15 protein-coding genes are annotated in these 19,964 nt (G+C 72.2%); 11 read left to right on the top strand and 4 right to left on the bottom strand.

Annotated elements, in window-relative coordinates:
• Positions 1-31: 31 nt before the first annotated feature.
• From AOM07_RS03245 to AOM07_RS03230, 4 genes are all read left to right on the top strand, one after another.
• Positions 32-808 (top strand): DUF4386 domain-containing protein, encoded by a 777-nt coding sequence (locus AOM07_RS03245; protein WP_062311334.1) that lies wholly within the window; start codon positions 32-34, stop codon positions 806-808.
• Between the two features lie 263 nt (positions 809-1,071).
• Positions 1,072-1,401 (top strand): CU044_2847 family protein, encoded by a 330-nt coding sequence (locus AOM07_RS03240; protein ID WP_062311332.1) that lies wholly within the window; start codon positions 1,072-1,074, stop codon positions 1,399-1,401.
• Positions 1,401-3,452, top strand: coding sequence for a CHAT domain-containing protein (locus tag AOM07_RS03235; protein ID WP_062311330.1), 2,052 nt, complete (start codon positions 1,401-1,403; stop codon positions 3,450-3,452). Before AOM07_RS03240 ends, AOM07_RS03235 begins: the two co-directional genes overlap by 1 nt.
• 105 nt (positions 3,453-3,557) lie before the next feature.
• Positions 3,558-5,027, top strand: coding sequence for a copper resistance CopC/CopD family protein (locus tag AOM07_RS03230; RefSeq protein WP_062311328.1), 1,470 nt, complete (start codon positions 3,558-3,560; stop codon positions 5,025-5,027).
• Positions 5,028-5,042: 15 nt separating this feature from the next.
• On the opposite strand, the gene AOM07_RS03225 is transcribed toward AOM07_RS03230, so the two are convergent.
• Complete coding sequence (locus AOM07_RS03225; RefSeq protein ID WP_062311326.1) at positions 5,043-5,750, bottom strand: hypothetical protein; 708 nt, start codon at positions 5,748-5,750, stop codon at positions 5,043-5,045.
• A 419-nt stretch (positions 5,751-6,169) separates the two neighbouring features.
• On the opposite strand from AOM07_RS03225, the gene AOM07_RS03220 reads away from it, so the two are divergent.
• Positions 6,170-6,670, top strand: a complete 501-nt coding sequence (locus AOM07_RS03220) for a PadR family transcriptional regulator (RefSeq protein ID WP_439644883.1) — start codon at positions 6,170-6,172, stop codon at positions 6,668-6,670.
• A gap of 38 nt (positions 6,671-6,708) precedes the next feature.
• The gene (locus tag AOM07_RS03215) at positions 6,709-8,388 is read left to right on the top strand and encodes an ABC1 kinase family protein (RefSeq protein ID WP_062311320.1); all 1,680 of its coding nucleotides are present in this window, start codon (positions 6,709-6,711) and stop codon (positions 8,386-8,388) included.
• Positions 8,389-8,513: 125 nt separating this feature from the next.
• On the opposite strand, the gene AOM07_RS03210 is transcribed toward AOM07_RS03215, so the two are convergent.
• Positions 8,514-9,575 carry a LacI family DNA-binding transcriptional regulator gene (locus tag AOM07_RS03210; RefSeq protein ID WP_062311318.1) on the bottom strand — a complete coding sequence of 354 codons (1,062 nt, stop codon included), beginning with the start codon at positions 9,573-9,575 and terminating at the stop codon, positions 8,514-8,516.
• Positions 9,576-9,755: 180 nt separating this feature from the next.
• Here AOM07_RS03210 and AOM07_RS03205 point away from each other — a divergent pair, with 180 nt between their 5' ends.
• The 5 genes from AOM07_RS03205 to AOM07_RS03185 all read left to right on the top strand — a co-directional run bounded on the left by AOM07_RS03205 (position 9,756) and on the right by AOM07_RS03185 (position 17,250).
• Positions 9,756-11,891, top strand: coding sequence for a beta-galactosidase (locus AOM07_RS03205; RefSeq protein ID WP_062311316.1), 2,136 nt, complete (start codon positions 9,756-9,758; stop codon positions 11,889-11,891).
• A 16-nt stretch (positions 11,892-11,907) separates the two neighbouring features.
• Positions 11,908-13,263 carry an extracellular solute-binding protein gene (locus AOM07_RS03200; RefSeq protein WP_228374359.1) on the top strand — a complete coding sequence of 452 codons (1,356 nt, stop codon included), beginning with the start codon at positions 11,908-11,910 and terminating at the stop codon, positions 13,261-13,263.
• Between the two features lie 71 nt (positions 13,264-13,334).
• Positions 13,335-14,288, top strand: a complete 954-nt coding sequence (locus tag AOM07_RS03195; RefSeq protein WP_062311312.1) for a carbohydrate ABC transporter permease — start codon at positions 13,335-13,337, stop codon at positions 14,286-14,288.
• Positions 14,285-15,208: a carbohydrate ABC transporter permease gene (locus tag AOM07_RS03190; protein ID WP_062311310.1), complete on the top strand. Its 924-nt coding sequence runs from the start codon at positions 14,285-14,287 to the stop codon at positions 15,206-15,208. Before AOM07_RS03195 ends, AOM07_RS03190 begins: the two co-directional genes overlap by 4 nt.
• A gap of 83 nt (positions 15,209-15,291) precedes the next feature.
• A complete protein-coding gene (locus AOM07_RS03185; protein WP_062311308.1) occupies positions 15,292-17,250 on the top strand; it encodes a beta-galactosidase in 1,959 nt (652 codons plus the stop codon).
• A gap of 136 nt (positions 17,251-17,386) precedes the next feature.
• Here the strand turns inward: AOM07_RS03185 and AOM07_RS03180 are convergent, their stop codons facing one another.
• Together AOM07_RS03180 and AOM07_RS03175 are read right to left on the bottom strand one after the other, a co-directional pair.
• A complete protein-coding gene (locus AOM07_RS03180; RefSeq protein WP_062311306.1) occupies positions 17,387-18,076 on the bottom strand; it encodes an AMIN-like domain-containing (lipo)protein in 690 nt (229 codons plus the stop codon).
• A gap of 29 nt (positions 18,077-18,105) precedes the next feature.
• Positions 18,106-19,776 carry a DUF389 domain-containing protein gene (locus AOM07_RS03175; protein ID WP_062311304.1) on the bottom strand — a complete coding sequence of 557 codons (1,671 nt, stop codon included), beginning with the start codon at positions 19,774-19,776 and terminating at the stop codon, positions 18,106-18,108.
• Positions 19,777-19,964 lie beyond the last annotated feature (188 nt).

Here is a 19,964-nt window from a genome sequence, read left to right as displayed (position 1 = left end):
CACCCACCCGCTCACCCCCGGAGGAGCAGCCATGTCAACCGCCACCACCACCCCGTCCGCCGAGGTCGCCCCGGCCTCCACGCCTCACCGCCGGCTGCGCCGTCTCACCCGGGTCGCCGGCGTCCTCTACCTCGCGATCTTCGTGATCTACCCGCTCGCGACGTCCGTGCGCTCGACCCTGGTGGTGCCCGGCGACGCCGCCCTCACGGCCGCCAACGTCCGCGCCCAGGAGACGCTGTTCCGGTGGGGCCTGGCAGGTGAGGCGACGATCGTGCTCATCGAGATCGCGCTCGCGGCCGTCCTGTACACGCTGCTGCGCCCGGTGAGCCGGTCGGTGTCGCTGGCCGGGGCGCTCGCCCGCGTCGCCGAGGCGGTGGTGATGGCCGCCGGATGCCTCGTCACGAGCGTCCTCACGCTCGTCGCGCTCGGCGACGGCGGCGCGCTGGACGCCTTCGACGCCGGCGAGCGCGACGCTCTCGCGCTGTACTTCCAGGAGGCGAACGACGGGATCGTGCTGATCTGGGGCTTCTTCTTCGCGCTGTCGCTGCTGCTCACCGGCTGGCTGGTGGCCCGCTCCGGCTTCCTGCCCCGCGTCGCCGGCATCCTGCTGGCGCTCGCGGGAGCGGGCTACCTGCTGCAGAGCTTCGGGACCTTCCTCGCTCCTGGCCTGGCCGACGCGTGGGAGCTCGTGGTGATCGTGCTCGCGATCCCGGGCGAGCTGGTCTTCGCGCTCTGGCTCCTGATCAAGGGGGTCGACCAGGACGCGTGGCGGGCCGCCGCGGCCCGCGCCGATCGCGCGCAGGTCTGAGCGCGCCGATACCTCGATCCGGCGGAGGGTGCCCCTCGGGGGGTGCCCTCCGCCGGATCGGCGCGTGTCGCTCGACCGCCGCCGCCGACGGGCCCACGCGCCGCTGCTCGTGTCCGCGAGTTCGTGCGGCGCCTCGTCGAATGGCGCGAGGCGGTCATGCCTGCCGGTTGTCGCGGACTCTGGAGCGGAGCGGTGTCGCCCGCGGCTCTGGCGTCCCGCGTGACTTGGTCGCATGATGGTGAGAGGTGCCAAGGGGGAGCGGCATGTCGACCCTGCTCGCGTTCACGTCCGAGGACGGTTCCGCGGTCCTCGTCGAGGCGACCGACGCCTCGACCGGCCCCGTCATGCGTAGCGGCAGGCCGGGCGCTGCGGTCGTCGAGGCGACCGAGAGCCTCGAGGATGTCGTCGCGAGGATCGGTCCCGTCGTCAAGGGGATCGTCGCCGGCATCCGCGAGTCGGCCGGGCGCCCCGAGCAGATCGAGGTCGAGTTCGCCGTCACGATCGCCGCGGACTCCAATCTTGTGATCGCGCGCGCGAGCGGCGAGGCGAACTTCAGGGTCCAGCTGAGGTGGGGCGGCCCGAAGGTGGAGTGATGGCGGTGGCGGACCAGCGCTACGACGACTTCGAGCTGCGGATCGATCGCGACTCGGCGGACTCGTATCGCGTGGTGGCACGGGCATCGGCGGGGCAGATCGCGCGCGGCACCTTCGTGTCGCCGGTGGCGGACGACGACCTCGACAGGCTCGTCCAACGCGTGGGGCTCTCGCGGCGCCGACGCTCAGGCGCCGATGACCGGCTCGCCACCGTCGAACGGTTCGGGGCGTCGCTGTTCGACGCGCTGATCCGAGACGACGTCGGCACCGCCTACTACGCGGCGCGCGCACACGCATCGGCGGAGTCGCGCGGGCTCCGGATCACGCTGCGGCTGTCGGGCGCGCCCGAGCTGATGCGCCTCCCGTGGGAGTTCCTGTACAAGCAGCCGCGCTTCATCGCGCAGTCGGTGCAGACCCCCGTGGTGCGCGCCCTCGACCTCGACACGGCGACCCGGCCGCACGTCGTGAAGCCGCCGCTCCGGGTCCTCGGCATCGTCAGCAGCCCGGTCGGCTACCCCGAGCTCGACGTGGAGACGGAGCGGCTGAACCTCGAGAAGGCGCTCGGCGGCCTTATCGGGGAGGGGCTCGTCGAGCTCGTCTGGCTCGAGCGTGCCACGCTCGCGGAGATCGGCCGCCGCATCTCCGAGGACGACGACATCCACATCGTCCACTACGTCGGTCACGGCGCGTACGACGAGGCGACCGAGTCCGGGGTGCTCGTCCTCGAGACCCCGCAGGGCCGCGCGCAGGACGTGTCGGGGCGGCAGTTCGGCGCGATGCTCCAGGATGAGATGAGCCTGAGGCTCGTGGTGCTCAACGCGTGCGAAGGCGCGCGCACCTCGAGGATCGACCCGTTCTCGGGCGTCGCCACGAGCCTCGTCCAGTTCGACATCCCCGCGGTTGTGGCGATGCAGTTCGAGATCACGGACGAGGCGGCGATCGCGTTCAGCGACAGCCTCTACGACGGCCTCGCGCGCGGCCTGCCGATCGACGCGGCGATCGCCCCCGCGCGACGCGCGATCGTCGGCGCGATGAAGGAGGTCGAGTTCGCGACCCCGGTCCTGTTCCTGCGATCAGGTGACGCGCGGCTCTTCGACGTGGTCGGGGCACCTGCGCCGCGCGAGCCGGAGACGAGCGAGGTGCCGGTGCAGGAAGCCGAGCCTGCGCCCGTCCCCGCTGCCGAACCTGAACTCGAACCGGAACCTGAGGCCACGCCCGAACCCGAACCCGAACCGGAGCCCGAGCCTGTTCCCGCACCGGAACCGGAGCCGTCGCTCCGAGCCGAGCCGGCCGCGATCGCTGAACCCGCCGCCGCGCCCGCCGACCAGGCCGATCCCTACCGTGCCCTGCTTCACCCGACATCGGGCGGCGACCGAGCAGCGCCCGCGTCCGCTCGCCCGACCCATCCGGGAGGCAGGCTCGGAGGTCTGCGACAGCCGGTGACCTACGCCTGGATCGCGGCGGGACTCTGGGCGGCGGCGACGGTCGCGCTGCTCTCCGCGGTGCGGCTCCTCGACACGCGCATCGCGGACGTCGAGGCGGGGATCGGATGGCTGGGGATCCACGAGGTTCTCGGGGCCGCGGGAATAGCCGCCCTGGCCGCGCATCTCGTCGCTCGCTCGCAGAAGCGGCGGGTCGCGCTCGGCGTGCTCGTCGTGATGCTGCTGGCGCGGGGCCTGCTCGGCCTGACCCTCCTGGGGATCTCCGGCACGGACCCGTACGGCGTGTTCGACACCTTGATCCTTTCGTGGCTGATCGCCGTCCTCGGCCTGCTCGACATCGCCGCGGGCACCGCCCTCCGCTGGCTGCCGCGCGGCGAGGAGGCAGCGCGCCCGGGAAGCATCGTGGTCCCCGCCTACCTGCTCATGGTGGCCGGCGCGATCGAGGTCATCGTGGCCCTCGGGGCGGTCGCGTCGGGGTACACCTACGAGCTGCTCAACTGGATCTGGATCTGCGCACCCGCGACGTGGGCTGCCGCGTGCATCGTCGCCGCGCGCCTCCTGCGGCGGGAGATGGACGCAGGATCGGGGGATTTCGCGGGAGCCCCGTAGCCGCCGAGCCCGAGTCGGGAGGCCCTCGGCCGCCACCGGCGGCCGGCGTGGTGGGCGGTCCCCACCCTCGCGTGATCGCGAGGGGCATGCCTATGGTGGGCGGCAATGTCCGACCGTCGGAGAGTCCCCGCCCCGAGCCGATCGACCGCGACCACGGCTGCCGTCGCCGTCCGATGGGCGCTCGTCGCCGCCCTCGCGCTCGCGTTCGCCCTCGTCGACGGCCGAGCGGCGTGGGCGCACACGGATCTCGACCACTCCGATCCCGCCGACGGCACGACCGTCGAGCAGGCCGTCGAGGAGGTCGTGCTCACCTTCACGCTCCCGGTCACGCCCCTGGGCGAGGCCGTGGAGATCACCGGGCCGGACGGGCCGGTCGACGCGGCGGTCGAGCAGACCGACGACGGCATCGTGATCGTGGCGACGCCCGCCGAGCCGCTGGGCGACGGCAGCTACACGGTCGCGTGGACGGTCGCCGCGGAGGACGGGCACCCGCTCGACGGCGAGTTCGGCTTCGACGTCGAGGGCGCGACGCCCGCGCCGACCGCGACCGCCACCGCCTCGGCATCCCCGAGCAGCGAGCCCAGCCCGTCCGCGTCGACCACCGCGCAGCCGTCCGCGACGCCGTCACCCGCGGCGACGATGGACATGGATCCGGAGGCCGCCGGCGGCGACGAGAGCGACCTCGCCGCGCGCATCGTCGCCCGGGGCGGCGCAGCGATCGCGCTGTGGTCGCTGCTCGTGGCCGGTGGCGTGCTCGCCTTCGCCGGCTTCGCGATGCGCGGCCGGGACGCCGACGACGTGCCCCGCCTGCTCGCGGGCGTGCGGTGGTGCGGGGCCCTGCTGCTCGGCGGCCTCGCGCTGCGCGTGGTCGGGCGGTCCGCCCTCATCGCGGGCGGGTCGTTCGCCGACGGGCTGCAGGCCGAGGCGCTCCAGGACGCGCTGACGGGCACCTTCGCGTGGGTGCTCGGACTCCAGGCCGCCGGCGCGCTGCTCCTGCTCGTCGGTGCGCGCCGCACCGTCGCGGGCTCGTGGCTCGCGGTCGCCGGCGTGCTCGTCGCCGGAGCGGGCCACGTGCTCGGCGGCCACAGCAACACCGCCGAGCCGCGCTGGCTCGTGCTGACCGCCGACATCGCGCACCTCGTCGCGGCCGCCATGTGGGTGGGCGGCGTGGTCGCCCTCGTCGCGGTGCTGCGCCGGCGCGCCCGCGAGGGCCGCGCGCTCGCCGCGGGACCGATGGCGTCGCGCTTCGGCGTGGTCGCCGCCGCCTCGTTCGTCGTGGTCGGAATCGCGGGCGTCGTGCTCGCCTGGGAGATCCTCGAGGAGCTCTCCGACCTGTGGACCTCGACGTGGGGCATCGTGCTGCTGGTCAAGGTCGGGCTCGTTGCCGTGGTGGCCGCGATCGGCGCCTACACCCACTTCCGCATCGTGCCGCGGCTCGCCGCCCGGACGGACGCCGCGGAGAGCGATGAGCCCGAGGACGAGCACCTCCGATCCGCCGTCCGGTGGGAGTCGGTGCTCTTCGTCGCGGTCGTGATCGCGACCGCGGTGCTGGTCGCGTCCTCCGTCCACGCCTGACCGGCGCGCCGCCGACTACCTCCCGTGCTTCCTGAGGAACGCCTGCCATCGGTCCTCGGTCGCCTCGTCCCAGACGCCCGTCTGCCTGAGGCCCAGCACCCGTTGGATCCGTGCGACGGCCCGGTCGTGCTTGGTCATCGACTGCGCGTCCCACTCGCCCGTCGGCTTCGCCCCGATGACCCGCTGGGTGAACGCGATGCCGTGGGGATGCTTGCCGCCGTGCATGCGGGACGCCATCCGCACCGCCGAGCCGCGCTTGCGCGACAGCGGCCCGAAGAGGTTGTCGCGCTGCCGCGGCTCGAACTTCAGGGCGGCCTGCATGCGGCAGGCCGTCGGGTCGCCGGTCGGCTGCTCGAAGTTGCCCTCGCCCAGGTTGGAGTACGAGAAGGGGTCCGCATGGAGGTGGGTCTGGTGGTTCGCCGCGGTGCCGGCGGTTCCCTTGAGCGCGAAGGTCACCGCGACGCCGAGGCTCTGCGCCACGGGGACCGCTCGGGTGAGCATCTTCCGCTCCTCGGAGCCGCCGGCGGGCCAGTTGACGTCGACCCCCATCGAGTACGTCGTGCCGTCGTGGTGGCAGACGTCGTAGTGCGCGGATCTCGGCGCATGCACCGAGTGCACGCTGTTGTACGGCTTGCACTCGAGCAGCGTGTAGTGGTTCGCCTCCGCCCACTTGAGGAACTGCACCCACGCGAAGTCCGAGGTGCGCTGCTTGCTGAGGGCCATGTCGCTCTCCTTCACCGAGAGGTGAGGCAGCCGCCCGGGCCGCGGCGCACAGGCGCGGCGGACGCGCTCGGGGGCTGTCGATGTCGCGCATCGTCGCGAGCCGGGACGATGCGGGGTGGCCGGGGAACCGGTCGCGGCGCCGGACGGGGCGGCGGCTTCCACGCCGTCGCGCGGGCCCGGACGGGACGGACGCGCCTCGCGCGGGACTTTAGGTTCCAGCCTACGACCGCCACGTGCGGGCTGCTCGGGCGCCCTTCTGCCCCGAACCCCTTGCGCATCGTCCCCCCGCGAGCGACACTGAACGATGTATCGCTCGCTATCGTTCGGCGATCCCGCCGGACGGCAAGGAGGCCACCATGACCGGCACGGCACGCCCCGGGAACCGCGGGAGCTTCACCCCGCCCAGCCCCTCGGACGCGATGGACGCGATGTGGGACGCGATGGACCAGATCAAGAGCAGCTTCGACAAGCGCGTGGGGACCCGCATGGGCCGCGGCGACGTGCGCGCGGCCATCCTCGCGCTGCTGCACGAGGGTGACATGCACGGCTACCAGATCATCCGCGAGATCGAGGAGCGCACGGGCGGACGGTGGAAGCCCAGCGCGGGCTCCGTGTACCCGACGCTCCAGCTCCTCGCGGACGAGGGCCTGGTCGCGGCGGAGATGCAGCAGGACCGCAAGATCTACACGCTCACGGAGGCCGGCCGCGACGAGGCCGCCGCGGCCGCGAAGGATGCGCCGTGGGAGACGCAGCCGCTGTGGGACAGCTCCAAGCTGGGCCCGTTGTCGAAGTCCGGCTTCGAGCTCGCGCAGGCCGCCGCGCAGGCTGCCCGCACGGGCACCAAGGAGGAGCAGGACAAGGTCGTCGAGGTCCTGGACGAGGCACGACGTAGGATTTACTCGATCCTCGCGCAGGGCTGACGACACGCCGTCGGGCCGTCGGGGATCGAGGAGAATCGATGCCCGACGCCACCCGCGGACGCGCCCGCTATCGCCGCATCCTGCGCTTCGCCGCGCGCCACCTCATCGTCACGTGGTGGTACGAGCTCTTCCTTCCGCGCTTCGGCATGTCCGGCATCGCCGAGCGCACCCGCGAGGCCCGCATGCAGCGGCTCGCGCGCCGGTTCCGCGCGCTCGCGGTCGATCTCGGCGGGCTGATGATCAAGCTCGGCCAGTTCCTGTCGACCCGACTCGACGTGCTGCCGCCGGAGATCACCAAGGAGCTCGAGGACCTCCAGGACGAGGTCCCGGCGGTGCCGTTCGACGAGATCCACGCGCTCGCCGAGGACGAGCTCGGCGTGCCGCTGCGCCACGTCTACGCGAGCTTCGACGAGGAGCCGGTCGCCTCCGCCTCGATCGGCCAGGCCCACCGGGCCAGGCTCGCGGCGACGGACAAGGACGCCGTCGGCTTCACGGACGTCGTCGTGAAGATCCAGCGCCCCGGCATCGGCCACATCGTCGAGGTCGACCTCTCCGCGCTGCGCCGCATCGCGATGTGGCTCATGCGCATCCGGATCATCCACCAGCGCGTCGACCTGCCCGCGCTGGTCGAGGAGTTCGCCGCGACCAGCCTCGAGGAGATCGACTACCTCCACGAGGCCGCCAACGCCGAGCGCTTCGCCGAGAGCTTCGCGGACGATGCGCGGGTCCGCGTGCCCGCCGTGGTGTGGGAGCGCACCACCCGCCGCGTCCTCACGCTCGAGGACGTCACGGCGATCAAGATCACGGACGTGGAGGGCATCCGCGCCGCCGGCATCTCGCCGGCCGAGGTCGCGAACGTCTTCGCCGACGTCATGCTCGACCAGCTCTTCCGCCACAGCTTCTTCCACGCCGATCCGCACCCCGGCAACCTCTTCGTCACGCCGCGCGCGCCCGGCGCGGAGGGCCCCGAGTGGACGCTCACCTTCGTCGACTTCGGGATGATGGGCGAGGTGCCCGACCGGCTGCGCCACGCCCTGCGCGCGGTCGTGATCGCCGCGGCCTCCCGCGACGGCAAGGGCATGGTCCGCGCGATGCACGACGCGGGGGTCCTGCTGCCCTCGGCGGACACCGTCGAGCTCGAGCGGGTGATGACGCAGGTCTTCTCGCGCTTCGGCGGCATGGGCTTCGCGGACCTGCGGCGCGTGGACCCGCGCGAGTTCCGCGACTTCGCGCTCGAGTTCTCCGACGTCATGGTGACGATGCCGTTCCAGCTGCCGGAGAACTTCCTGCTCATCATCCGCGCGGTGTCGCTCACGTCGGGTCTGTGCAGCTCGCTCGACCCGGCGTACAACATCTGGGATTCGGTCGAGCCCTACGCGCAGCGCCTGCTGCGCGACGAGACCACGAGCATGGCGCGCGAGGTCGGGCGCGAGGCGGTCGAGGCCGTCGGCGTGATCCGCCACATGCCCAAGCGTCTCGACGCTGTCCTCCACAAGGTCGAGACCGGCAACCTCGCGGTCACGACGCCGCGTCTCGAGGAGACGTTCTCCAAGCTCGAGCTCACGGCGAGGCGCCTGGTGTCCGCGCTGATCTTCTGCGCGCTGCTGGTCGGGGGAGCACGGCTGCACGCGGACGACCCGGGTCAGGGGTGGGTGCTGATGATCGGCTCGCTCATCCCGCTCGGCCACGTGATCTTCGGGCGCCGCAACCCGCGCTGACCTCTCTCGCGATTACCTGTCCACGCAGCCGAGGCACTCTGTCACCGGAGGCCGGGGGTGTCGGCGGCGTGTCGCGCTCGGAGAGTCGCGGATCGGGGTCGAGCTCCCGGGTGTGCGTGGAGAGGTCAACGCGGCGCGGGGCCCGTCGAGCTCCGCACGATCAGCTCCGACTGCACCGGCGCGGGCTCGTGCGCCTCGGACCCGTCGATCCTGCTGAGCAGCTCGGCGAACGCCGCGCGTCCGCGTCCGGAGAGGTCCATCCGGAGGGTCGTGAGCGGCGGCGTGTAGAAGGCGGCGTCGGGCAGGTCGTCGATGCCGGTCACGCTGACGTCGCCGGGCACCTCGAGCCCGCGCTCGGAGAGCGCCAGGATCGCGCCGAGCGCCATCTGGTCGTTGGCCGACACGATGGCGGTCGCGTCGATCTCCGGCAGGTCGCGGATCAGCTCGTGGCCCGAGCGCGCCGACCAGTCGCCCTCGAGCACCGCGGCGACCTCGATGCCCTGGGACTCGGCGGCGACCTCGAGCGCGCGCGTACGGTTGCGGGCCGCGGACCAGTGGTGAGGGCCGGCGAGGAAGATCAGCCGGCGATGGCCCAGCTCCGCGAGGTGCGCGACCAGCGCGGGCATGCCGACCGTCGCGAGCTGGGACTGCACCCGCGACGGCTCGTCGGGCTCGGCCGCGATGAGCGCCGGGACGCGGAAGTCGATCCCCTCGAACGCGTGCGTCATCTCGTCGGTGGAGGACAGCGCGAGGATGCCCTCGACGTCGTGCTCCGCGATGATGGCCAGCGCCTCCCGGATCGAGGCGGTGTCGGTCGTGTCGAGGGTGACGACGTCGAGCACGTAGCCGGCGTCGCGCGCGGCCGCCGAGGCCGAGCCCAGGATCTTGCTGGGGCCGTACTTGTCGATGTCGTGGGTGAGGGCGCCGATGCGGCGGGACCGGCCCGTGGTGAGCGAACGGGCGGTGAGGTTGGGCCGGTAGTCGAGCTCGGCGAGCGCGCGCTCGACCTTGGCGCGCGTCTCCGGGCGGATGCCCTCGAAGCCCTTGAGGTACCGGCTGACCGTCTGGTGGGACACGCCCGCCGCGTGCGCGACGTCGTAGATCGTCGCCGGCTTGCCCGCGGCCGCCCCCTGCCGGGGCCTGCGCTCGGCGGGGTGCTCCGCGGCGGGAACCGCCTGGTCAGTCATGCCTGTCCGCCCTTCGTCGCACGCTCGTCCCCGCACCGTACCGCTCGCACATCACGAAACCGTGATGAACACGGGGCTTGCACATCCGGATATTACCGGTAACATCGCCGTATTGCACCAATGTGGCCGGTAACAAGACCGAGTCGGGGTGCGAAGCCGGATCAACAACGGAGTGGATCTATGGAGCACAGCAGCACCGCGGCCGCGACGGGGCGCGTCGACCTCGGAGTCGCGTACTACCCCGAGTACCAGCGTCACGACCGCCTGGAGACCGACCTCGACCTCATGGTCGAGGCGGGCATCACCACCATCCGCGTGGGGGAGTCCGTGTGGTCGACGTGGGAGCCGCGCGAGGGGGAGTACGACCTCGAGTGGCTCGCCCCGACGCTCGACGCCGCGCACGCCCGCGGCATCCGGGTCATCCTCGGCACCCCGACCTACGCGGTGCCGCCGTGGCTGCAGGTGGCGCACCCGGAGATCGCCGCGGACCGCGCGACGGGCGAGCCGATCCCGTGGGGCGCCCGTCAGGAGATGGACTTCACGCACCCCGAGTTCCTCGGCCGCGCGGAGCGCCTGGTCCGCGCGATCCTCGAGCGCTACGCGTCCCACCCGTCGGTGGTCGGCTTCCAGGTCGACAACGAGCCGGGCATCGAGATCTTCCACAACGACCACGTGTTCGCGCGCTTCGTCGAGCGGCTCGCCGCCACGTACGGCGACGTCGACACGCTCAACCGCGAGTGGGGCCTCACCTACTGGTCGCACCGCCTCCAGGATTGGTCCGAGCTGTGGCGTCCCGACGGCAACTCGTTCCCGCAGTACGACCTCGCGTGGCGGACCTTCCAGGCCGACCTCACCGCCGAGTTCATCGCGTGGCAGGCCGGCCTCGTCGAGGACTATCGCGACGCCGGTCAGTTCGTCACGACGTGCTTCCAGTACCCCCGCGCCGCGCTCGACGACCAGAAGACGGCCGAGGCGCTCACCGTGACGGCGGGCAACCCCTACTACGGGATGCAGGACCGCCTCGCGATCGACGACCGCCGCCCCACCACCGACTACTGGACCACGAGCGGCGTCGCGACGCTGTTCCGCCAGGGCGACCGCATGTACTCGTCGAAGCAGGCGCGCTTCCTCGTGACCGAGACCAACGCGCAGGCGATCGGCGACTCGGCCACCAACTACCCGCCGTACCCCGGCCAGCTCGCGCAGGCCGCGTTCTCCCTGATCTCGCGGGGCGCCGCGCTGATCGAGTACTGGCAGTGGAACACCCTGCCCTACGGCGCCGAGACGTACTGGGGCGGCGTGCTCCCGCACAGCCTCGAGCCCGGCCGCGTGTACCGCGAGATCGCGGGCATCGGCGCGCGTCTCGAGGGCCTCGGCGGCCTGCTCGACGGCTACGAGCCCGACGCGGACGTCGCCTTGCTGTGGTCCCTCCCGAGCAAGCACGCGCTGCAGTTCCAGCCGCCGTTCCGGATGCCGGCCGGCGACGCCGGCGATCCGTACGAGCGCATCGTCGACGCCTTCTACAACGGCGCGTTCGACGCGCGCGCCCAGGTCCGCGTGCTGCACGTGGGTCAGGCGCACGACCTCGGCGCCGCCGAGCTCGCGCGCCGCTTCCCCGTGCTGGTCGCCGCCGGCCTCTACATCGCCTCCGACGCGGACATCACGCTGCTCGACGACTACGCGGCGGCGGGGGGACACCTCGTCCTCGGCCCGCGCACGGCGTACGCGGACACCGAGGCGCGGGCCCGCCACCAGGTCGCGCCCCCGGGGCTCGTCGATGCGGCCGGCGTGCGGTACGAGGAGTTCTCCAACCTCGACGCCGCGGTCCCCGCCACCGGGACGCCGGCCCTCGCGCTGCCCGAGGGCGCCGGCGCCGAGCTGTGGATCGACGGGCTCCTCCCGGCGGGCGCCGACGTGCTCGCGAGCTACGACCACCCGCGCTTCGGCGATTTCGCGGCCGTCACGAGCGCCCCGGCGGGCGCAGGGCGGGTCACCACGGTCGGCTGCGTCCCGACCCGCGAGCTCGCCGCCGCGGTCGTCGGCCACGCGCTCGGCGCCGAGGCCGCCGACCGCCTGCTGGTCGACCCGCCGCAGGCCGTCACCGAATCGTCCGGCACCCTGCCCGACGGCCGCCGCGTGTGGTTCGTCTTCAACTGGAGCTGGACGCCCACGACCGTCGCCCTCACCCGGCCGGTCACGGACCCGATCGACGGCGCGGCGCACGCCGCCGGCGATCACCTGGATCTTGCCGCCTGGACCACGGTGGTCCTCGTCGGCGAGTCGGAGCACCCCGAGTCCCCGAACCCGGGACTGTAAGAGAGAAGGAACAGGAATGAACAAGGCACGGAAGACAGCAATGGCGCTGGCAGGCACTGCCGCCGCCTTCTCCCTCATCGCCACCGGCTGCAGCTCGGGCGACGGCGGGGACGGCGGCGAGAGCGCCGAGCCCATCGCCTCGGACGCCTTCGAGGAGGCCATGAGCACTCCCACCTCGCTCACCTTCTGGACGTGGGTGCCGGACATCGAGAACGAGATCGCGCTCTTCGAGGAGGAGTACCCGGAGATCGACGTCACCGTCGAGAACGTGGGCCAGGGCCTCGAGCACTACCAGAAGCTGCGCTCGGCGCTCGAGTCCGGCGAGGGCGCCCCCGACGTCGCGCAGATCGAGTACATGTACATCCCGACGTTCAACCTCACCGGCTCGCTGCTCGACCTGTCGGAGTACGGCGCGCGCGACCTCGGCGGAGACTACGTCGAGTGGGTCTGGAACCAGGTGGCGAACGATGCGGGCGTGTGGGCGATCCCGCAGGACACCGGCCCCATGGGCAACCTCTACCGCGAGGACATCCTCACGGAGGCCGGCCTCGACGGCGCGCCCGAGACGTACGAGGAGTACGCCGAGGCCGCGAAGCAGGTGAAGGACAAGACCGGCTCGCACATCTCGAACCTCGCGGCGAACGAGCCCGTCCAGCTCATCGCGCTGCTGTGGCAGGCGGGCCTCGACCCGTTCGGCTACGACGGCGCGGAGACCGTGTCGATCAACGTGAACTCGCCCGAGGTCAAGGAGGTCGTGCAGTACTGGCAGGACCTCGTCCAGGCGGACCTCGTGTCGACCGACGCGGGCTGGACCGACAACTGGTTCCAGAACATCGCCAACGGGAACTACGCCGGCTGGCTCGTCCCCGCATGGGGCCCGATCTTCCTCCAGGGCACCGCCGAGGGCACCACCGGCAAGTGGCGCGCGGCGCCGCTGCCGCAGTGGGACGCCGCGAACCCGGTGTCCGGCAACTGGGGCGGCTCGTCCAACGCGGTGCTCTCCACCACGGAGAACCCCATCGCGGCCTACGAGCTCGCGCGCTGGATCAACCACGAGCCCGAGCCGACGACGATGTTCGCGACCGAGCAGTTCCTCTACCCGGCGCTCACGTCGCTCCTCGAGGACCCGGAGTACGCCGACCAGCCCGTCGAGTTCTTCGGCGGCCAGGAGGTGAACGCCGAGTTCGCGGAGATCTCCGCCACGGTCGACCCGACCTTCGAGTGGCTCCCGTTCAACGAGTTCGTCCTCTCCGCGTACAACGAGACCGTCGGCGTCGCGTGGGAGAAGAAGGGCGACGCGGTCGCCGCGCTCGACGACTGGCAGCAGGAGATCGTCGACTACGCGACCGAGCAGGGCTTCACGATCGAGTAGCAGCAAGGGCGGGGGCGCCGCGCATCGGCGCCCCCGCCACCACCCTCACAACGCAGTGAAGGAGGCCTCCCATGGCCGTCACCACCGTCAGCTCCGCCGATCCGCCGGCGACGCGCAGGTCGCCCGGGCGCGCGGCTCGCCGCGGCCATCGCGGGCACCCGCTCGCCGGCTTCCTCTTCGTCGTGCCGTTCATGGTGCTGTTCATCGCGATGATCCTGGTGCCGCTCGGATACGCCGCGTACCTCAGCCTGTTCGAGAGCAAGCTCATCGGCGGCACCTCGTTCGTGGGGCTGAAGAACTTTGCCGAGGCCCTCACCGACCCGGCCTTCCTCGGCGGCGTCGGGCGCATGGCGCTCTTCCTCGTGATCCAGGTGCCGATCATGCTCGGCATCGCGCTGTTCCTCGCGCTCGCGATCGACAGCGGCCGCACCCGCGCCGCTCGCAGCGCGCGCCTGCTCGCCTTCATGCCGTACGCGGTCCCCGGCGTCGTCGCGACGCTCATGTGGGGCTACCTCTACGGCCCCGACTTCGGGCCGATCACCCAGGCCTTCGAGGCGCTGGGGCTGCAGCCGCCCGACCTCCTGGGCGAGTCGAGCATCCTCGGGTCGATGATGAACATCGTCACGTGGGAGTACGTCGGCTACAACATGATCATCATGTACGCCGCGCTCCGCGCGATCCCCACCGAGCTGTACGAGGCCGCCGCGATCGACGGCGCGAGCCGCATCCGCATCGCTCTCAGCATCAAGATCCCGGCGATCAAGCCCGCGATCATGCTCACGGTCATCTTCTCGGTGATCGGCACGTTCCAGCTCTTCAACGAGCCCGCGCTGCTCGACGCGATCGCGCCGGTGGTCATCACCAACGGCTTCACGCCGAACTTCTACGCCTACAACGTCGCGTTCGTGAACCAGGACGTCAACTACGCCGCGGCCATCGCGTTCCTGCTCGGCCTCGTCATCGCGATCATGTCGTACGTGGTGCAGCTCAGCTCGCAGCGCGCCGAGAGGAAGGTGCGGCGATGACCGCCACGATGTCAGCCGGCGGCACCGCCTCCGCCGCCGGTCTCCACAAGCCTCGGCCCTCGCGCCACCGCCGCGGCCGCGACCGCAGCGCCCCACTGTCGATCATCGTGTGGGCCCTCGCGCTGTACTTCCTGCTGCCGCTCGTGTGGCTCGCGATCGCCAGCACCAAGAACACGGGCGACCTGTTCTCGACGTTCGGGTTCTGGTTCGGCGACAGCTTCGCGCTGTGGGACAACATCCAGTCGGTGTTCGGCTACAAGGACGGCATCTTCGGCCGCTGGGCGCTCAACACCCTCCTGTACGCGGGTGTCAGCGCGGTCGGCGCATCGTTCCTCGCGACCATGGCCGGCTACGGCTTCGCGAAGTACCGCTTCTTCGGCTCGAACGCGATGTTCAGCATCGTGCTCGGCGCGATCATGATCCCGCTCACGGCGCTCGCGCTGCCGACGTACCTGCTGTTCAGCTCCGCGGGGCTCACCAACACCGTGTGGGCGATCATCGTGCCGTCGCTGGTCAGCCCGTTCGGCGTGTTCCTCATGCGGGTCTACGCCGCGGACTCGGTGCCGGACTCGCTGCTCGAGGCCGCACGCGTCGACGGCGCGGGGGAGCTGCGGACGTTCTTCCAGGTGGCCTTCCGGCTCATGGTCCCGGGCTTCATCACGGTGCTGCTGTTCGCGCTGGTGGCGACGTGGAACAACTACTTCCTGCCGCTCATCATGCTCAACAGCTCGGACCTCTACCCGCTCACCGTCGGCCTCGCGCAGATGCAGTCCGCCGGAACCTCCGGCGGCGGCGGCGAGGTGCTGTTCTCGACCGTCATCACGGGCTCCTTCATCAGCATCGTCCCGCTGATCGTCGCGTTCCTGTTCCTCCAGCGCTACTGGCAGAGTGGACTCTCGGCCGGAAGCGTCAAGGGCTGAGGGAGACCGGTCGCCGAGGCACCGCCTCCCGCCCCGGCGACCGGGTCCTCGGACCTCCTCACACCTCTCAAGGAGCACCACGGATGTTCAGCAGCCTCTGGTACGGCGGCGACTACAACCCCGAGCAGTGGACCCCCGACGTGTGGGACGACGACGTGCGCCTCATGCGCCGCGCCGGCGTCACCGTCGCGACGGTCGGCGTGTTCTCGTGGGCCAAGCTGGAGCCCGCCGACGGCGAGTTCGACTTCGGGTGGCTCGACGACGTCATCGACCGGCTCCACGCCGGCGGCATCGGCGTCGACCTCGCCACGGCGACCGCGGCGCCGCCGCCGTGGCTCGCGCGCGAGCACCCCGACACCCTGCCGGTCATGGCCGACGGCACCGTCCTCGGCATCGGCTCGCGCCAGCACTACAGCCCGAGCTCCGCGACCTACCGCGAGTACGCCGCGCGGCTCGCCACGCGCATCGTCGAGCGCTACGCGGACCACCCCGCGGTCATCGCGTGGCACGTCAACAACGAGTACGGGTGCCATGTGCCGCGCTGCTGGTCGGACGAGTCCGCCGTCGCCTTCCGCGCCTGGCTCGCCGAGCGCTACGGCGACATCGAGACGCTGAACGATGCGTGGGGCACCGCCTTCTGGTCGCAGCACTACGCGTCGTTCGACGAGGTGATGCCGCCGCGCGCCGCGCCCGCGAGCATCAACCCGACGCAGCAGCTCGACTTCGACCGCTTCGGCTCCGACGCGCTGCTCGCGCTGCACCGCATGGAGTGCGACATCATCCGGGCGCGCTCGGACAAGCCCATCACCACGAACTTCATGGGCTTCTTCAAGCCGGCCGACTACTGGCGCTGGGCCGAGCACGTCGACTTCGTCACCGACGACGCCTACCCCGACCCCGCCGACCCGCGCGCGATCCCGTTCGCCGCGGCCGTGCGCGACCTCATGCGCTCGCTCGCCGGCGACAAGCCGTGGATCCTCATGGAGCAGGCGACCTCGGCCGTGAACTGGCGGCCCCGCAACGCCCCCAAGCCGGCGGGCATGTTCCGCCGCCTGTCGCTCCAGTCGATCGCGCGCGGCGCGGACGGCATCATGCAGTTCCAGTGGCGCCAGTCGGTGCGCGGCTCCGAGAAGTTCCACTCCGCGATGGTGCCCCACGCCGGCGAGGACACCCGGATCTACCGCGACGTGTGCGCGCTGGGGGAGGAGCTCGCCGGGCTCACCTCCGTGATCGGCTCGCGGGTGCCGTCCCGTGTGGCCGTGATGTTCGACTGGGACTCGTGGTGGGCGGTCGAGCAGACCGACACCCCTGCCCGGGTCTCGTACATCCGCGCGGTGCTCGCGTGGCACGCGGCGCTCTACCGGGCCGGCGTGACCGTCGACTTCGCGTCCAAGGACTCGTCGCTCGACGGCTACGACCTCGTCATCGTCCCGACCATGCAGGTCGTCACCCCCGAGGTGCAGGCCCGGGTCGCGGCGGCGAGCGGGCGGGGCGCGACCGTACTGGTGACGTACCAGTCGGCGATCCTCGACGAGGGCCTGGGCGTGCTGCCCGGCGGCTACCTGGGTGCGTGGCAGGAGCTGCTCGGCGTGCGGGTCGAGGAGTTCGCGCCCTACGCGCAGCCCGACCAGTTCTTCGACGCCCCCGCCACCGTCCCCGTGTCCAGCCTCGACGGCGAGCTCGCCGGCGGCATCGAGGGCTGGTCCGAGGTGGTCCACGCGGACGCCGCCGAGGTGCTCGCGACCTTCACCGAGGGCCTCGCCGCGGGCGGCCCCGCGATCACCCGCCGCGCGGGCGCCGAGGGTGCCGGCGCCGCCTGGTACGTCGCGACCCAGCCGTCGGAGGCGCTCGCGGACGCGGTCGTCGCGCGGCTGCTCGCGGACTCGGGCGTGGCCCCGGTCGCGACCTCGGCGTCGGACGAGGTCGAGGCGGTGCGCCGCGGCGACCGGCTGTTCCTCATCAACCACGGGGCCACGGCGGCCGAGGTCGAGTGGGACGGCGGCGCGGCGACCCTGGACGCCGGCGAGGTCCGGGTGGTCTGAACCCCCCGAGTGCCCCTCCACGCGGCCGAGGCACTCTCCCACCGGGGACCGGGCGTGTCGGCGGCGTGTCGCGGTGGGAAACCGGCGAATCGGGGTCGGGATCGAGGGCCTGCGTGGAGAGGTCCCCGCGCGGGCGCTACTTCGCCACGTCCACCACGAGCCGCGGCGGGTCCTCGAGCCACCGCACCCGGTAGGGTCGCAGCTCGTCGAGCCCGATCCCGACCTGCGAGACGCCCTCTAACGCGCCCACGATCCGCGCATCCTGGATCGCGACGAACCCGCCGGTGATCACGCGCATCGGCCCGTCGTACGCCGCGCGGTCGAGAGCGGTGCCGTCGTACCAGGCGCCGAAGCGAACCTCGAGGGACGCGGAGCCGGCGAGCGCGGGGGAGAGGTCCTCGCCCGAGCCGTCGACCGCGAACGTGCTCGCCTCGTGCGGCGTCACCGACCACCCCGGCATGCCGCCCCGGCCCTTGAACTCGAGGACCCAGCGGTCGTAGCACTCGTGGGTGCCCACCCGCATCGTCACGCCCCACAGGCGGTCGCTGAGGTCGTCGGTCCAGTCGTCGGACGATGCGCTCGCTCCCGTGGCGTCGAAGGCCGGGCAGCCGTCGCGCGCCGCGGTGGCCGCGACGGACGGCGAGGCCGAGGTCGACGGCGAGGGCGTCGCGGAGGCCGTCTCGGTGGGGGACGGCACGGCGCTCGCGGACGCCGTCGGGGTGGAGGACACGCTCGGCGACACGTCGGGCTCGGGGCTCGACGAGCAGCCCGCGACCAGCGCCGCGGTCACGGCCACCGCGACCGGCCATCGCCGCATCGTCCCCATCCCGTCACGCTACGCCGGGCGCGCGCGGCCTACCCGAACGACGGCGACGGCGTGGCGACCGGCAGCTCGGTGACGGTCACCGGGACGACGGTGAGCTTGACCCCGACCGCCGAGTTGTAGCCCTCCCAGCTGTCGAGCAGGTCCTGCTGCAGGGCCTCGACCGGGGGAGGGTCGCCGGGGCCCTCGAGCGTCACCTCGACGATGTCGCCGTCGACGATGACGCTGCCGATCACGAACGGGGTGTCCTCGCCGAGCCACTCCTCCACGGCCTTCTCGGCGCTGCGGTTGAGCGAGGTGGTGTTGAGCTGGCCCTCGGCGGTCAGCATGAGCGGCAGCAGGACGATCGCCGCGAGGATCACGAAGGGCGACAGGGTGAGGAGCAGCCGGCGCGGGTTGCGGCGGAGGACGCCCGGCTGCGCGAAGCCAGTCGCGACGAAGACGACGCACGCGGCGAGCACGATCGCGACGAAGTTGGTGAGGAACAGCAGCAGCGCCCCGGCGGCGTCGGCCCACCGCTCCCCGCTGAGGCTGACTCCCACGACGGCGAGCGGCGGCACGAGGGCGACCGCGATCGCGACGCCCGCGATGCCGGAGGCCACGCGCTTGTTCACGGTCGCGTAGGCGCCCGCGGCGCCGGCGGCCAGCGCGATCAGCATGTCGACCGTGCTGGGGTTGACGCGGGAGACGATCTGCGAGTTGGTGCTGAAGGTGATCGCCACGGGGGACCACGACGCGATGCCGTAGGCGAGCGTGATCGACACGGCCACGCCGGCGGCGACGAGGCCGGCCGAGTGGAACGCCCGCCTCGCCCAGCCGTTGACGAGCGCGCCCGCGAGGCCGACGATCGGCGTCATCAGCGGGGCCACGAGCATCGCCCCGATGACGACCGCGGTGGAGTCCGCGAGCACCGCGAACGTCGCGATCGCGACGGACAGCGCGAGCATCACCCACCACGTGCCGAGCTTGTTGAGGCGTCCCGGGTTCTCGAAGTAGAGGGAGTCGACCTGCTCGGATCGGGCCTCGTCGCCGATGTCGGAGCCGCGGATCCAGTCCCACAGCACCTCCCCGATCGAGGCGCGCGCGGGGTCGAGCCCGCTGCCCTGCTCCGCGCGGCGCATGCCCCAGGCGATGAGGATGAAGCCGACGATGATCGCGGCCGCCGCGGAGGAGACCAGCACCGTGCGGGCGATCGCCTCCGGGACCTGGGCCGCGAGCACGCCACCCGTGAGCGCGAGCGCCGAGACCGCGAGCCGGACGAGCCGCTCGCGACGGTTCCTCCGCACCAGCACGTCGATGACGCCGATGAGGCCGCGGAAGGCCACGTACACGCCGACCGCGGCGACCACGCCCGCGAGGCTCAGGGAGCCACCCGTCGGGTCGAGGTACGCGATCCAGGTGAGGAGCGCCGCGATCGCCGTGGTCATGAGGCCGCGCAGGAACGCGACCACGCGGTTGATCCGGCGGCCCAGCCAGCGCCGCCCGGTGACCGAGTAGAAGAGGTCCATGAGGCCGGTCACGCCGAGGGCGCCGATCGCCACCACCTGCGCGATCCAGGTCGTCGCGGCCGGGAGCATGAGCAGCACGCTGCCCGCGACGACGAGCGCGACGCCCCGCAGCGAGGCGCCGTTCGCCATCGCCCGGGCCATGCCCGCGAGCTGCTCGCGGACCGTCGGGATCGCCTCGTGAGACGCGCCTTCCATGGGCACCCCCCTTTCCGCCTCATCGTAGGGCTGGCCAGGGGTCGGGCGTCGGATTGCGCCCCGACCGGGACGCGCGGCGACCCCGGGTCCAGCCCCGGCCGGGACCACGCGTTCCCGCGCGTGGCGCAGCGTGCCGTACACTTCTTTACAACGTTGCAAATCAGTCCACGACTCAACGACGAGGAGGC

It is taken from the genome of Demequina rhizosphaerae (assembly GCF_000971255.1).
In the GTDB taxonomy this organism is placed as follows: Bacteria; Actinomycetota; Actinomycetes; order Actinomycetales; family Demequinaceae; genus Demequina; species Demequina rhizosphaerae.
Note: the sequence above shows the minus strand (reverse complement) of the source record. Positions and strands in the feature narration are given on the sequence as shown.